The sequence below is a fragment of the Chryseobacterium sp. HNCC26DJ239 genome, assembly GCF_057180445.1.
Map to the genome: position 1 here is coordinate 298,944 of NZ_JBXUGJ010000002.1, position 15,809 is coordinate 314,752.

A 15,809-nucleotide genomic window follows, 5' to 3' on the forward strand; every position below is an offset into this window, starting at 1 on the left:
TATTTATTCATTTGTAAGTGAAGTAGGTGTCCAAAATTGAAAATGGTCCCGAATTAAGAAAAAATAGGACACCTAAATCCTCTAGAAGTCCTTTTGTAAAAGGCTTCTTTTGATTCGTTATGTTTTGTAGATAAAAAGTTTAAAGTAATTTTTTAATCATCAAAAATATAATTATGAGTACTTATTTGTCCATTCTTTTTCTGGTAAAAAGATCCAAAATTTCTTCAAAGGGACTATGTCCAATTTTTATGCGTTTAACCATCAGTTGAAAAAGGTTAGAATTTTCTGTTGGTCGCTCAATTGGGCCTGAAAAGTGGTGCAATGATTCAGGAAAATTAAAAGGAAGATCATCCGAGGTGAGGCAAGTAAACAACTATTTAGATTTACTTAAATCAAGAGTGCACAAAATTCAGCAAGACTTTACATTTGATAAAGAAATGTTGACCGTTCAGATTTTAAAAGACAAGCTTTTTGGTTTAGATCAAAATAAGCGCATGTTACTTACTATTATGAAAGAACATAATGATAAAATGGAAAAGCTTATAGGAAATGAATATGCTAAGGGAACTGTTATTAGATATAAAAGTTGCTACAAACATTTACAGAATTTTTTAAAGGTAAATTTCAATTGTGATGATATTGAAATTTCAAAGATTAATTTAAAATTTATTAATGACTTTGAATATTATCTTAGAACAAAGGATGAGAAGCCCTGCAGTAATAACTCAGCTGTTAAGAATATTAAGAACCTTGGTAAAATAATTCGAATTTGTCTAGCAAATGAATGGTTAGAAAAAGATCCGTACATTGGCTACAAATCAAGTTATAATGAAGTGCATAGGAAGTTCTTGGATGAAGCAGAATTAAAACGACTTGAAACGAAGATTTTTAAAATTGATCGAATATCTGTTGTGAGAGACATTTTTGTATTCAGTTGCTATACTGGATTATCATTTGTGGATATTAGAAATCTTACAAAAGATCATATTGGAGTAGGTGTTGATGGTAAAAGATGGATTTTTACGTCTAGGCAGAAAACCAAGATTTTATCAAATATTCCACTGCTTTCAAAAGCTGAAGATATTTTAAATATGTACGTCTTCAAACTAACTTGGACATTTTGGAATAAATCCTTAAGGAGTATTTAGGGTTATAAATTTATTAATTTCTGTTGAAAATACAACTGTCTTCTTTTTCGGATTGAATCCGATTTTATTTGTCTTCTTTTTTCCAAAATTTGCTCTGATCTTCCGAAGTACACATCTGCTGGAGGAAGGTTTTTCAAAGATTCGTGATATCGCTTGTTGTTGTAGTTTTCTACGAATTTTTCTAAAGCTTCCACAAGTTCTTCAGGATGATAGAAGTGATTGAGTTTTACCACGTTTTTCATCGTTCTGTGGTATCGTTCTATTTTGCCCTGGGTTTAATTCATTGTTTTTATTTTTTAATTAATGTTTCATTGAATGCTAAAGCATTTGCGGATGCATCGGTCTTCCGTGAACCTGCTTCATCTTTAAATCTTCTTTCAGGTAGGTTCTGAGCTCGTTTGATATGTAGCAGGAACCATTGTCTGAGAGTAATTTCGGTTTGGTTTTAGACTTTAATTTTGCTTTTTCAATCGCTGTATTTACGGTTCTTTTCACATCTTCAGCCTTCATCGAATCGCATAGCTCCCAGTGGATGATATACCTGCTGTAGTCGTCTAAAACAGTGCTCAGATAGTACCAACCCCAGCCAATCACTTTAAAATAAGTGAAATCTGTCTGCCACATTTGATGCACAAATTCGGTCTTATCCTTAAATTCATTTGCTGCTGAAAGTAAAAAATGATTCGGTGCAGGGATTAAATCCCGTTGCTTCAAAATCCTGTAAACACTGGATTCTGAGATGAAAATACCTTGTTCATCGGTAACTTTGTGCGCCAGTTCTCTTGAGGAAAGTTCTGTATGTTCCAAAGCGATTTCTACTACCAAATCTTTTTGTTCTTCCGGAATGCTGTTCCACTGTCTTTTAGATGTTCTTTTAGATGTTTCCAAGCCATCGTAGCCGTTTTCAAGGTATTTCTGATACCACTTATAGAAAGTACTTCTTGCAATCCCAAAGCTTTCCAAGGTTCGTTTTACACCAATTTCACTCGTAGTAACTTCTTGAATAATTTCGTATTTCTCACTTGCTGATAATCTCATAAACTTTCTGTATTTATGGGTTAATCCAGCATGTCTAAGCTTTTTTTTACAATGTCATAGCGCAGAACCAAATCGGCAACCATCTCTTTCAGGCGGGCATTCTCTTTCTTCAAATCCGACACTTCATCACTCGTGGCTTCTCTAATAACATCGCCATTGAGCCGTTTTTTACCGGCTTCCATAAATTCTTTGTTCCATGAATAAAACTGAGATTGCGCAATACTATGCTGTCGGCATAGTTCTGCTACAGAAGTTTCTGCACGAAGCCCTTCCATTACAATCAAAATTTTCTGCTCGGCTGTGAAGATCCTCCTTGTATTTTTACGGATGTCTTTAACGAATTTTTCGGAACTTTTCTTTTTAGGTGTTTCTGTAATTAAATGTAATTCTTTTTTTGAAAACACTCCTTAACTTTTATACTATATAATGTCTACTTTTTGCTGACGATTTACAGTATTGGAGTTCTGACAACACATAATTCATATAGAAAAATCCGTCCTGCAAAAAAAAATATTGGCGGATTTTTTTATATGAACATTACTTCTATTATTTCTTTCTTAAGTATTTTGCTTTTCATTATATATAAACTAAAATATAAGTAGAAACAATAACGTATATTACCTCGCCGCAATAAGAAATTCATTTAATTTTAATTTTAGATTAGAAAAAAATATTCACAATATTATAAACTTTTACCTCTCCGCTTCACATCCCTTTTTAATTTTTTCAATCGCACTTTTCATATTCAGATTAAAGTGTTCCTTTTCCAATCGAACGGCCGGCGTCTGTCTTACCTCACAATCTGCAATACTGCACGATTCACAAGTTACACCAACGTTTATCGTTTTTAAAGTTGATGATTTAATGAAATTGATTTTCTTAATAGTTTGAGCATTCAGCAGAATTCCTAAACAATAACTTCGATTACTTCCATCCGAAAACGGGTTTTTTTGTGAAGTAGAAATCACCAAATAGCTGAATCCCTGATCTTTGTAATGAGAAATCTGGGCGTCCGTCAAAGTTTCATTTTCAGTTAAATCGTGTAGATTTTTTACAGCAATCCATCTTCTGCAGTAGTGTTCGTTGGTTGCATTTGCGTGTGGAGCTTGTTGATGGTTTAAATGTAACTCTTTTAAAATCTGAATTTTATCTGAATTTTTCTTTTTAACAAGGCATAAATAAAACAAATCTTTAATTCCCAATTCTGAAGAAAGTACATTCGTTAATCGGTAATAAAAAGTTTCCGGTGAATTGGTGAATTTCTCAATCAGACTTTCAAAATTCTGGGGGTTCCATTCATTCTGAAAGAAAAATTCTGAAGTTTTTGTAATGATTTTTTGTTTTGAAATCAATAATGCTCCGGCAAAATAAGAAGCATAAAAATTATTTAAAATTTCCTCAAAACTTCCAAAATCCAGCCAGGAGTATGTATTTGGACGATTTTTTAATTCCAAAACATTGAAGCCGATTTCTTTTGATAGAATAAATGTTTTTTGATCCCGTTCCAATTTTTTATTTAAAAGCAATAGTTTTTTTTCAGGAATAAAAAGCGAACGGAGATTGTCTAAAGTTCCATATTCTTCAAAATTTTCTGACTGAATTTTATAATTAAATTTTTCAGATAAGATATTTTCTAAAATATCCGACTGTAGATTTTTACCGATCTCTACTTTATTTTCTTGCGCAAACTGTAATGCTTTATCTTCAATTTCAGGGAAATAATTGTCATACAATTCCTGAAACGAACGAAGAACAGCGAAGTAAAATCGTTCTTTTCCTAAATTATAATTCTGAGAAATTTCAATCAAAGCATTAATGAACGCAGTTACTTTTTTTGGTGCATCGCTGATAATACTTATCAAATTATTTTTATTGATTCCGAAAAGTTCCAAAGGGATTTCTTTGAAAAAATCCGATTGTAAAATTTCATTAAATGGAGCTAAACTTTTATCCAGTTTTGTCGATACTAAATCATCAAAAGTGCAGTTCAGTGATTCTGAAAGCTGAATAATTTTATCGTGCTTCGGATATTTTTTGCCATTTTCAATTTCATTGAGGTAAGATTTAGACAATCCGGTCTTTGTAGCGAGATCCTGCAAAGACCAGTTTTTCTTTTGTCTTTGCTGTTTCAGTTTTAGCCCCAAAACCGTCTTGATATAGTCACTTTCAGAATTCATAAGTCAAAGATAAATATTTGGAAGCGATTTTTCGCATAATAAATTTTAAAATAAATTTAGCGAACGTTCGCTGTATGTGAAAATTTTTATTTAGGTTTGTAATGTCGAATCAGAAAATCAATTGATTATGGAAACAAAGACTCAATTAAGAATTAAAGCTCAGCAAAAGTTTGAAGAAATTTTTACTAATGATTTAGTTGATTTTTTGGTTGAGCTTCATCAGAACTTTAATGCTAAAAGATTAGAGCTTTTAGATGAAAGAGAAATTACACAGAAAGATTTCGATAAAGGAATTCTTCCAAAATTTCTTGCAGAAACCGAAGAAATCAGAACAGGAAATTGGGTTTGCAATCCACTTCCTGAAGATTTGCTGGATCGAAGAGTGGAAATTACTGGGCCAGTTGATCGAAAAATGATTATTAATGCTTTGAATTGTGGTGCTTCAACTTTTATGGCGGATTTTGAAGACAGCAATTCTCCAACCTGGAAAAACTGTATGGAAGGTCAAATCAATCTTTCGGATGCAATCAATAGAAGAATTGATTTTACAAATGAGCAGGGAAAATCATACCAATTAAATGAAGAAATGGCAGTTCTGCTAGTTCGTCCAAGAGGTTTGCATTTGAATGAAAAACATATTGAAATCAATGATGAACAAACTTCCGCTTCATTAATAGATTTTGGAATTTATTTTTTCAGAAACATAAAACAATTGATAGAAAACGGAAGTGCAACTTATTTTTATCTCCCCAAATTAGAACATTACAAAGAAGCACGCTGGTGGAATGACGTCTTTGTTTTTGCTCAAAACTATCTCGGAATTCCTCAGGGAACAATTAAAGCAACAGTTTTAATTGAAACTATTACTGCATCTTTTCAAATCGATGAAATTTTATTCGAATTAAAAGAACATAGTTCCGGTTTGAATTGTGGTCGATGGGATTATATTTTTTCATTCATTAAAAAATTCAGAAATCTTCCAGAATTTATTCTCCCTGATCGTGATCAGGTAACAATGACTTCACCTTTTATGAATGCATACTCAAAAAGAGTGATTGAAGTTTGTCATAAAAGAAATGTTCACGCGATTGGTGGAATGGCGGCGCAGATTCCTATTAAAAATGATTATGAAGCCAACAGTCAGGCTTTTGGAAAGGTCAGAAATGATAAAGAGCGTGAAGTGAAAAATGGTCACGATGGAACTTGGGTTGCTCATCCCGATTTGGTTTCTGTGGCGAAAGATATTTTCGACCAGTTTATGCCTGAGAAAAATCAAATCGATAAAAAGTTTGATTATCAAATTACAGAAAATGATTTACTGGAAATTCCAAAAGGAGAAATTACCGAACAGGGTGTCCGAAAAAATATCAACGTCGGAATTCTGTATATCGAATCTTGGTTAATGGGAGTAGGTGCAGCTGCGATTTATAATCTGATGGAAGATGCGGCAACTGCTGAAATTTCAAGGACTCAAGTTTGGCAATGGCTGAAAAATGAAGCATTTCTAAATGATGAAAGAAAACTGACCAGGGAAATGATTCTTCAATGGGAATTTGAAGAACTGGAAAGAATTGAAAAATATGTCGGTGAAGAACGTTTCAAAAACGGCAAATTTACTCTGGCAAAAGAACTTTTTAACGAATTGATTTTCTGTGAAAACTTTGTTGAATTTTTAACATTGAAAGCGTATCCGTTTATTTAAAATAGAATTAGAAATTTTTAATAAGAAAAGTTCTCGCACAAAATTTTTCCACATTTCAATTCGAATAGTTTCACTTGAAATCTCAGATCTCGCAACTTGAAGAAAATTTTAAAATCCAAATATTATGAAAACAAAACAGGAAAAAATTCAGGAATTAGAAAAAGACTGGCTGGATAATCCACGTTGGAATGGCGTGAAAAGACCTTACACAGCCGAAGATGTACTGAAACTTCGAGGTTCTTACCAATTAGATTATACGATTGCTACCGAAATGTCAAAGAAATTCTGGACAAAACTCAATTCTCAGGATTTTGTTGCCGGATTAGGAGCTTTAACTGGAAATCAAGCGGTTCAGGAAGTTGATGCGGGACTGGAAGCAATTTATCTTTCAGGTTGGCAAGTTGCAGCAGATGCTAATTTGTCTGGTGAAATGTATCCCGATCAATCTTTGTACCCAGCGAATTCAGTACCTTCTGTTGTGAAGAAAATTAATAATGCATTATTAAGGGCAGATCAAATTCAATCCGTAAACGGAGGTGGAGAAAAAGAATATTTAGTTCCAATAATCGCCGATGCAGAAGCAGGTTTTGGCGGAAATTTAAATGCTTATGAATTAATGAAGCAAATGATTGAGGCGGGAGCGGCAGCAGTACATTTTGAAGATCAGTTATCTTCTGCGAAAAAATGTGGGCATTTGGGTGGAAAAGTTTTGGTTCCGACTCAAGAAGCGGTTAATAAGCTAATATCGGCTCGTTTAGCAGCAGATGTTTTGGGAGTACCGACTGTAATTATTGCTAGAACAGATGCAGATGCGGCAGATTTGTTGACTTCAGATATTGATGACAGGGATAAAAAGTTTGTGACAGGGAAAAGAACTTCCGAAGGTTTCTATGTTGTGAAAAATGGTGTAGAGCAGGGAATTGACAGAGGTTTATCTTATGCTCCTTATGCCGATTTGATCTGGATGGAAACGTCAAATCCGGATCTGGAGATGGCAAGAAAATTTGCAGAAGGAATTCGTACAAAATTTCCAGATAAAATGTTGGCTTATAACTGTTCACCTTCTTTTAATTGGGCTGCAAAATTAAGTGTCGATGAAATGCTGAATTTCCGAGAAGAATTGGGAAAAATGGGTTACAAATTCCAGTTTATTACATTGGCTGGTTTTCATGCTTTGAATACTGCGATGTTTGAATTAGCTTTGGCATATAAAGAAAAAGGAATGGCAGGTTATTCTGAATTGCAGGAACGCGAATTTGCTTTGCAGAAGCAGGGTTTCAGAGCGGTAAAACATCAGTCTTTTGTTGGGACAGGATATTTTGATGAAATTCAAAATATTGTAACCAATGGTTCGGCAGCAACAGTGGCGATGAGAGATTCTACAGAAACAGCACAGTTTCATTAAAAATTTAATATTGGCAAATTTCATTGTATTTTTGCGTTTAACTATTCTTACAAAAAATCCATTATAATTAAATTTAATTGTTGCAATCTTCCTCTTTTGAGGAAGGTTTTTGTTTTGAATGTTCTATTGAGTAAATATTGAGAAATCTCAATTATAAAGATTGATTTTTTATAGTTAAATAGGTTTTATTCTCTCAAAATTACAACAAGATTAAAGATAAGATATTTCCTTTTATCAATTTAAGCTTTTAAAGCAAATAGGTGGGATTAGGGATTTTCAGTACATAAAATACGAATTTCGGTACATTACGATAGATTGCTATGGCTTTACATTTGTAATAAACTCTTTAAGATTATTGTTTCATCTTGAAAAATAATGTGAATTAGTATTAATCAAAAATCTTAATTATGAGTTTCATAGACAAAGTAAAATTGGCTGCCGAGTTAGCAAAGGCGAATTTCAGTGAAGGTATCGATGATGGTTATGACCATTCCACTACATCTGCCGGAAGAAAAGGGTTAAGATCCGGCCGTGTATCTGAGTTAACTGCGATGGCAGACCTAAAACCCGGAGGTGCAGAAAATCTCAGAACCATAATGGAAATTGCAGGTGGGGATCTGAAAGGCGCAACCAAAGTAGGAACCCTGCATGACCTTCGTATAGTTTTGTTTGATAACGATACCAAGATTCTTTTCTGCACGGCTTACGATGGCGACTGGGATGCTTATATTGATGATTTCGCCACAAAAATTCCACAGTTGATGGACATCATTTTTGGGAATGTAGAAGGCTGGCCAGGCATAAAAAACCCGAGTGTAAAACAGTTCATTCTAGACCATCAGATTACCGCGACAGGTTGGTATGTAGGTGTTCCGCATCTTACGGTGAATGATATAAGGAGAAATGATAAAATCATTAAAGGACTGAATAAGGCAATTGACGAAGCAAATAAAATCTAACCTATGGCATTGGAATTTTTAAAGCGGATTTTTAATCCCAATAAAGTAGAAATTGAGCTGAACGAAATACAGGCCTTAATTCTCAGAAGCCGCCCTATTCCGTATTTCGGAACGGTGGCAATCATTGAAATCAAAGATGCTGTGGCAGCCAGACAAATGCTCCAAAAACTGTTGCCGATTGTGAGTTCTGCGGAAGACTGGCATAAGAATGAAGGGGCATCGGTTACTTTGACATTCACTTATAAAGGTCTGGAAAAAATCGGTGTGCCTCAAGAGTCACTCGATACTTTTCCCGAATCCTTCAAGGAGGGAATGGCAGAACGTTCCCGGTTTCTGTACGACATTGGAGTCAATGATCCTAAAAACTGGGAAAAGGTTTTTAAAAGATCACATATTCACATCGCTGCAGCAATTATCGCCAACAATGAAGAGGCGTGGAAAAGCCAGCTGGAGGAATTTCGTTCTAAATTGACGAATAACAGCGGCGTAGAAGTAATAATGAGCCACGATTTCTCCGTATCTGAAGAGGTTAAAAATGTATTCGGATTCAGGGATGGCATCAGCAATCCGGAAATTGAAGGCAGTGGGATAGATGTTCCTCCCGGGTTTGATCGTCCACTTAAAGCAGGCGAATTTATAATGGGCTATCCTGGAGAAGCAGGCATCATAAAGCCATTTCCACAACCTGAAGTTTTAGGTAAGAACGGTTCTTTTATGGTTTTCAGAAAGTACCAAAGTCAGGTAGCAGAATTTAATCAATTCATTAAGGAAAATTCTTCTTCGCCGGAAGAGGGAGAACTCTTGGCTGCCAAAATGGTAGGTCGCTGGCGAAGTGGTGCACCTTTGGTTTTAGCTCCCGAAAAGGATGATAAAGCGCTAGGAGATGATATGCAAAAGAACAATGATTTTTCTTTCAAGAATGATGAGTACGGTAAAAAGTGTCCGTTCAGTTCGCATATCCGCAGGATGAACCCAAGAGATTCCAAATCTTTTGTTTTGGAGGATGAACGTTTGCACAGGATCATCAGAAAAAGTGTAACTTTTGGCGACATTGTTCCGCCGGAGGTAACCAAAAATGACGGTAAGGAACGTGGACAGTACTTTATTGGCATTAGTGCCGATGCAATGGGAACACTGGAATTTCTTCAAAAACAATGGGCAAACGATGGTAATTCCCAAAATCTGGGAACAGAAAAAGATCCTATGATCGGTGTACAGGACGAAGACGCACTGTTTTCTGCACCGGGAGAACCCCTCATCAAAAGATACCGTGGTTTGCAAACCTACAACATTGTGAAAGGAGGCGAATATTGTTTTATTCCAAGCATTTCTGCTTTAAAATGGATTAGCGAATTAAAATAAAAAAAGCACTATGGAAGATTACATCAAGTACAGTTACGAAGTGGAAGAAATTCCAGAAAATTTCGATGAGTATATTACCACCATTAATAACGATATCCGCGAATACATCAAAAATACGCCAAACCTAAGCAGGGCGACCCATCATACCAGAGATGCGCACGCCAATGGCTATGCAGTGCTGAAAGCAGAGGTTGAAATTTTGGATAATCTGCCCGAAGAACTGGCGCAGGGCATTTATTCGAAACCCGGAAAACACCAGGCAGCAGTTCGCTTTTCCAATGGTTCGTCCAGAGTTTTGCCCGATAAACTAAGCGGTAATGCACAAGGATTTGCTTTAAAGATTTTTGGGATAGATGGCAAAAAATTATCTCCGGGAGAGGAAGATTCTCCCAATGTTGATTTTAACCTGATTAATAATCCGGTGTTTTTCTGCAACTCGGCAGAACATTATGTTTTCATTTCAAAGCTGTTTTTAAAGCTAAATGATTTCTTTGAAAAGGGAGCGTTGGGAAAATTGGAATTTGCCACACTTTGGGTCACCGAAAATAAAAAAGCATTTCCAAATTTTGAGGCTTTGAAGGAATTGGGCGCTCTTAAAACTTTTGAAAAAATCCCTTCCATCAACAGTTTTCTTTATGAATTTTACAGTATGGGAGCAGTTCGCCACGGTGATTATATCGCCAAAGTAAGAGTGAGCCCAACTGAGCAGACCAAGAACGCCATCACTGAAAAAAATATTGATCTAGACAGCGCAGAATGGCCGTACAGAAAAGGAATTATCAAAGAAATAGCTCAAAAAGACCTTACGTTTGAGTTGCAAATACAACTTTGCAAAGACCTGAAAGAAATGCCTGTGAATGACCTTACAAAAGAATGGTCGCAGGAATTATCACCATTCCGTACGGTGGCAAAAATCACAATACCAAAACAAACGGTTCCTGAGGATGGTAATTTTGAAATTATGGAAAATCTGTCGTTTACACCGTTTAGAACCATAGAAGAGAATTCACCGATCGGGAATTTACAGCGTTCACGGCAATCAGCGTATGTAACATCTTCAACCTCAAGACACGAGCTAAACCATAAAAAACGTAAAGAACCAAAGAATTTGGAGGAAGCATTCAGTCCGGAGTTTTATCAATTATAATTGAAAATGAAGATTCTGAGTCCTAGTTCCGTAAAGTTTATTACCAAAAATCAACCAAAATTATGAGCAAAATAAAAAATGTAACGGTAGCTGGAAGTGGTGTTTTAGGATTCCAAATTGCTTTTCAAACAGCAATTCACGGATTTGAAACCACTGTTTACGATATCAGTGATGAGGTGCTGGAAAAGGCGAAAGCAAAGTTCGACGGCTTGGCCGAAAGTCATAAAAAGGATCTTGACGCCACCGAAGAACAAATTGCAAAAGCCAGGGAAAGACTGCACTATTCATCCGATTTGGCATTTGCTGTGAAAGATGCCGATCTTTTGATAGAAGCAGTGCCAGAAGATATTAAAATAAAAACGGAATTTTATAAGCAACTCTCTTCAATTGCACCGGAGAAAACCATTTTTGTAAGTAATTCATCCACCTTGTTGCCAAGTCAGTTTGCAGAGGTGACTGGAAGGCAGGCTCAATACCTTAACCTGCATTTTGCCAATCAAATATGGTTGCGAAATACGGCGGAAATTATGCCCCATCCCGGAACCGACGAAAAAATAACTGAGGAAATAGTCGATTTTTCCAAGGCGATAGGGATGGTGCCTGTTTTGGTAAAAAAAGAAGTTCCTGGTTATGTGCTCAATTCTTTATTAAATCCATTTCTGAATGCCGGAATGCAGCTTTGGATTGGCGATTACGCTACGCCAGAAACCATAGACAAAACCTGGATGCTGGGAACAGGTTCGCCTTACGGACCAATGGCTTTGTATGATATTATCGGATTGACGACACCATACAACATTTACAAACTGCAAGTAGAAAAGGGGAAAACAGATGATAAGGCTGTGTTGGATAAACTTAAATCAACCTTCATCGACCAAAATAAACTGGGAATTTCTACTGGCGAAGGTTTTTACAAATATCCAAATCCTTCGTGGCAAAGCCCAGATTTTTTGAAAGTGCCGGAAGCCGATTTATCTAAGGTCAGAATCAAAAATGTTGTGGTGGCTGGAAGTGGTGTTCTCGGTTTTCAGATTGCGGTGCAGTGCGCTTATTTTGGCTATAAAGTCACGGTTTATGATGTTAATGATGAAGCTTTAAATAAGGCAAAAAACCGTTTTGATGTCTTGGCTGAAGAATATAAAAACTACCTGAAAGCTGATGAAGAAAAAATCGAAAATACCAAAAATAATCTCACTTATTCGACAGATCTGATGTCTTCTTTACAAGATGCTGATTTATTGATAGAAGCCGTTCCGGAAAGCATCGATATCAAAAAAGATTTCTGGGAAAAAGCTTCTACGCAAGCGCCTGAAAAAACCATTTTTGCGAGCAACTCGTCCACACTTTTGCCGAGCAGATTAAGCACATTTACTGATCGTCCAGAAAAATTCATCCATTTACATTTTGCCAATCATATAATGGTTCGTAATACGGCAGAAATAATGGGTTCAGATCAAACCGACCCAACGGTTTATAACGAAATTGTAGAGTTTGCAAAATCCATTGCTATGCTTCCCGTGGAACTGAAGAAGGAAAAATCGGGCTACGTTCTGGATTCTTTGTTGATTCCGCTTTTGGTGGCTGGCCTTGCGCTGTGGGCGAATGACGTTGCCGATCCTGCAACCATTGATAAAACCTGGAGAATAGCAACAGGTGCCCCTTTTGGACCAATGGCTATTTTAGATTTGAATGGGATGAACACCAATTACAACATCTTAAAAGAAATCCCGGGAGAACTAACACAGAAAATAGCAGAAAAGCTAAAAGCCGAACTTATCGACAAAGGAAAACTTGGTCAGCAATCCGGCGAAGGTTTTTACAAATATCCTAATCCGGAATGGCAAAGCAAGGATTTTTTGAAAGCTTAAAGTATCCTGAATTCTCATCGAAAACAGTGAAAGAAGCCATAAATATAAATACCATAAAAAACTCAGGATTTTTAAAATCCTGAGTTTTTCAAGTATAAAACAACCTCTTATAACAACTTAGCTTCTTTTAAAATCTCTTCAACATAAGTACCTTCTATTTTCTTGATACCATATTTCTCAAGGATTGAAATCAACCAAGGAAATTCAATTTCATTGAGGTTTTTATTGTCATTAAGGTGATAGATGGATTTCAGCAGTACCCTGATGTCATATGAAGAAGCAAAAACTTCTGGGACACCTCTGTCTACATCCAAAAGGGTGTAAACTGCCTCCATTGCTGTACGCACGGAATATTCGGTTGTGAATACGGTGTCTTTTCCAGTTTCGGCAAAATTACCGATAAAAGCCAGGTTTACAGAATCCTTCGGAACCACCAATGGGCGGTCTCCCAATGCACGAGGCATAAAGTAAGATGTGATATAAGGCATACGGCAAGGGATGCTGTTGGCAGCTTGTGCAATTTCTGCTATTTCATTTTCAGGAACACCAATATGGTATAAAAATTCTTTGCAAAGCTCTATGCCCGTAGCTTCTGTAATTTTCTTTTGGATATAATTTCCTGGTTTATGAGAATACAACCCATAGACCCAAACAATTACTTCATTTTTTTTCTGAGCCTTGAAGTGGGGCTGTCTGCTGATGGAAAAGCCATACCACCAATTGGAGTCGTTTATTGTGACAGGTCCGCTAGTCACTATTGAACCGCTTCTTGGGTCTTTTTTTGTTATTTTTTCTATATACGGAATCACTTTTTCGTCGAAGAAGGTAATGCTTCCGGAGATTACCCAGTTGGCTTCGGGAATGTTTTTGTAGAACTTTTCGGGTTTTCCAAAGGCATCGTCCTGGTCTGCCAGATTCTGCCAAAGTTGCCAACTTCCGCCAATGCCGTCTGCAACAGGAGCAGGGTTATGATTGTCACCGTATGTACTGCTTTCGGTAATGGAGCCGTTGGTAACAAACACCAGGTCGTTTTTGGTCAGGCTGATGCTTTCTGCATTGCCATCTTTAATATATTCGATTTTCTTCGCTACTTTTTTGCCGTTTTCATTTTCTACAAGTATGTTCTGAACCTGGCTATCATACTGGAAGATAACACCGTGGGACTCAAGGTAGCTTACCAACGGACGAATCAGTGATTCATATTGGTTGTATTTCGTGAAGCGTAATGAGGACATATCTGCTACGCTGCCAACGTGATGGATGAAACGAAGAACATATCGGCGCATTTCCATCGCACTTGCCCAAGGTTCGAATGCGAACATCGTAGCCCAGTATGTCCAAAAGTTGGATTGGAAAAATTCTTCTGTAAATACCTGGTCTATCTGTACATCCTGTAGTTTTTCTTCAGGAAGAAGAACCAGCGCTATAAGTTCGTGGATGGCTTTCTGGGACAGGGTAAGCTTACCATCCGTGGGCAGTCTTTCTCCACGGTTTTCGATAACACGGGCGTGGGAAAAGCTAGGGTCTTCTTTATTGAGCCAATAATATTCGTCCAGTACGGAAACGCCTTCCGTTTCTAATGAGGGTATCGAGCGGAACAAATCCCAAAGGGTTTCGAAATGTGTTTCCATTTCCCGTCCGCCTCGTATGATGTAGCCTTTCTGCTCATTCCAGATGCCTTCCATACTGCCACCGGGTAAAGCTAATTCTTCCAGAATACGGATTTTGTTTCCTTCCATTTGCGCATCGCGTATCAAAAAAGCTGCAGCAGCCAATGAAGCTAATCCCGAACCAATAAGAACGGCAGATTTCTGTTCAATATTTGCCGGTTTTTTCGGGCGGGCAAATGCTTCGTAATTCCCATTACTGTAATACATAATTAGAATTTTTTAGTTTATAATATATGATAAAATAACCTTGTTTTTATTTAATAAAGTTACACATATTGCTTTCACTTTATATATCCCAAAATTCTAATTGTATATGCTGATATTCCAATAATATTATCTTTGGAGATTCTGTTTTTCGGCTTCCTTTTTCTTTTTTTCCTGCTTGCGGAAGTAACCTCTGAAGAGAAAATTATGCTTCAGAGCCTCCATATTCTGGTTGAAGCCTTCGGTTCCCTTTTCGATATTGTAAAGGCTGTTATTGATGTTTTTTGTAAGAACGGTATCAGTGATAAGGGCATTTACCGGTCCTTTTCCATTTTCTATATTTTTACTGAATGTCTGCAGGTTTTTACCAACTGTGATAAGTTCATTGCTTACTGTATTAAGATTATTGCTGGCGGCATTGACGTTATTGAAAGTCTGCTTAAGCTGGGACTCAAAATCTTTGTTGGCAAGGAGAAGTCCCGTTGCTCCTTTTCCTTGGCGTGTAGACGTAATGATGGCTTCTGCAGTACTGCTCAGGTTTTCTATATTTTCCGTGCTTTGGCGTATTTTCAGGATGGATAATTTTAAGTTTTCGGCAAATGCCTTGTCATTAATTAATTTTAAAATCTGGCTGCTGTCAATTTTATGCACAGTGTTTTTAAGAGATTTGGATATATCCTGTATATTGTTGTTGCTTGCCGATAGCGTGTTGAGTATTTCATCCACACCTGGTTTGGTATCTGCCGTGAGATATTCTTTTTCCTGCACTGGTCTGCCCGGCTTACCGTAAGGCAAAATATTGACCACCGCATTGCCGATAATGCCTTCTGTTCCAATCGAGGCTTTGGCATTATTGTCTATATGCTTTGCAATATCTTTGTCTATAAGCATAATGACCTCTATATCATCCCTTCCGGACAATTTTACTGACTTTACAGAACCTGCCTGCATCCCTGAAAATAGCACATTGCTTCCTTCTCTGAGTCCATTGGAGTTTTTGAATCTTGCCCTGAGCTCAAATTTGCTGGTAAAAATGCCTGAACCGCTGCCAATGTAAAAGAAAACAGCCATCATAAGTATAAGCCCCGAAATTACAAATAAGCCGAGCTTGATATTATTTTTATTCATA

General features: G+C 36.7%; 10 protein-coding genes and 2 pseudogenes. 8 read left to right on the plus strand and 4 right to left on the minus strand.

The window, feature by feature from the left end; translation table 11 throughout:
• Positions 1–281: 281 nt before the first annotated feature.
• Together AC2A1D_RS05025 and AC2A1D_RS05030 are read left to right on the plus strand one after the other, a co-directional pair.
• A pseudogene (locus AC2A1D_RS05025) lies at positions 282–449 on the plus strand (Arm DNA-binding domain-containing protein); the annotation flags it as partial.
• Entirely contained in the window at positions 438–1,148 is a 711-nt protein-coding gene (locus AC2A1D_RS05030) for a phage integrase SAM-like domain-containing protein (protein ID WP_484042856.1), read from the plus strand. The pseudogene AC2A1D_RS05025 and the gene AC2A1D_RS05030, both read left to right, overlap by 12 nt.
• Before the next feature lie 2 nt (positions 1,149–1,150).
• Here AC2A1D_RS05030 and AC2A1D_RS05035 read toward each other — a convergent pair.
• Both AC2A1D_RS05035 and AC2A1D_RS05040 read right to left on the minus strand, forming a co-directional pair.
• Positions 1,151–2,563, minus strand: a pseudogene (locus tag AC2A1D_RS05035) (IS3 family transposase).
• A 315-nt stretch (positions 2,564–2,878) separates the two neighbouring features.
• Positions 2,879–4,363, minus strand: coding sequence for a helix-turn-helix domain-containing protein (locus AC2A1D_RS05040; RefSeq protein ID WP_185216862.1), 1,485 nt, complete (start codon positions 4,361–4,363; stop codon positions 2,879–2,881).
• A 127-nt stretch (positions 4,364–4,490) separates the two neighbouring features.
• On the opposite strand from AC2A1D_RS05040, the gene aceB reads away from it, so the two are divergent.
• The 6 genes from aceB (at position 4,491) to AC2A1D_RS05070 (ending at position 12,806) form a co-directional block, all read left to right on the plus strand.
• The gene (gene aceB, locus AC2A1D_RS05045) at positions 4,491–6,065 is read left to right on the plus strand and encodes a malate synthase A (RefSeq protein ID WP_185216859.1); all 1,575 of its coding nucleotides are present in this window, start codon (positions 4,491–4,493) and stop codon (positions 6,063–6,065) included.
• Positions 6,066–6,189: 124 nt separating this feature from the next.
• Positions 6,190–7,470 carry an isocitrate lyase gene (aceA, locus tag AC2A1D_RS05050; protein ID WP_065721666.1) on the plus strand — a complete coding sequence of 427 codons (1,281 nt, stop codon included), beginning with the start codon at positions 6,190–6,192 and terminating at the stop codon, positions 7,468–7,470.
• Between the two features lie 407 nt (positions 7,471–7,877).
• On the plus strand, positions 7,878–8,429 hold the full coding sequence (locus tag AC2A1D_RS05055; protein ID WP_002978558.1) for a hypothetical protein: 552 nt from the start codon (positions 7,878–7,880) through the stop codon (positions 8,427–8,429).
• A gap of 3 nt (positions 8,430–8,432) precedes the next feature.
• The gene (locus tag AC2A1D_RS05060; RefSeq protein ID WP_185216857.1) at positions 8,433–9,791 is read left to right on the plus strand and encodes a Dyp-type peroxidase; all 1,359 of its coding nucleotides are present in this window, start codon (positions 8,433–8,435) and stop codon (positions 9,789–9,791) included.
• 10 nt (positions 9,792–9,801) lie between these two features.
• Entirely contained in the window at positions 9,802–10,938 is a 1,137-nt protein-coding gene (locus tag AC2A1D_RS05065; protein WP_185216855.1) for a catalase family protein, read from the plus strand.
• A 62-nt stretch (positions 10,939–11,000) separates the two neighbouring features.
• Entirely contained in the window at positions 11,001–12,806 is a 1,806-nt protein-coding gene (locus AC2A1D_RS05070; protein WP_185216853.1) for a 3-hydroxyacyl-CoA dehydrogenase, read from the plus strand.
• A 107-nt stretch (positions 12,807–12,913) separates the two neighbouring features.
• On the opposite strand, the gene AC2A1D_RS05075 is transcribed toward AC2A1D_RS05070, so the two are convergent.
• Both AC2A1D_RS05075 and AC2A1D_RS05080 read right to left on the minus strand, forming a co-directional pair.
• Positions 12,914–14,683 (minus strand): oleate hydratase, encoded by a 1,770-nt coding sequence (locus tag AC2A1D_RS05075; protein WP_484042556.1) that lies wholly within the window; start codon positions 14,681–14,683, stop codon positions 12,914–12,916.
• 126 nt (positions 14,684–14,809) lie between these two features.
• Positions 14,810–15,808, minus strand: coding sequence for an MlaD family protein (locus AC2A1D_RS05080; protein WP_185216849.1), 999 nt, complete (start codon positions 15,806–15,808; stop codon positions 14,810–14,812).
• Position 15,809 lies beyond the last annotated feature (1 nt).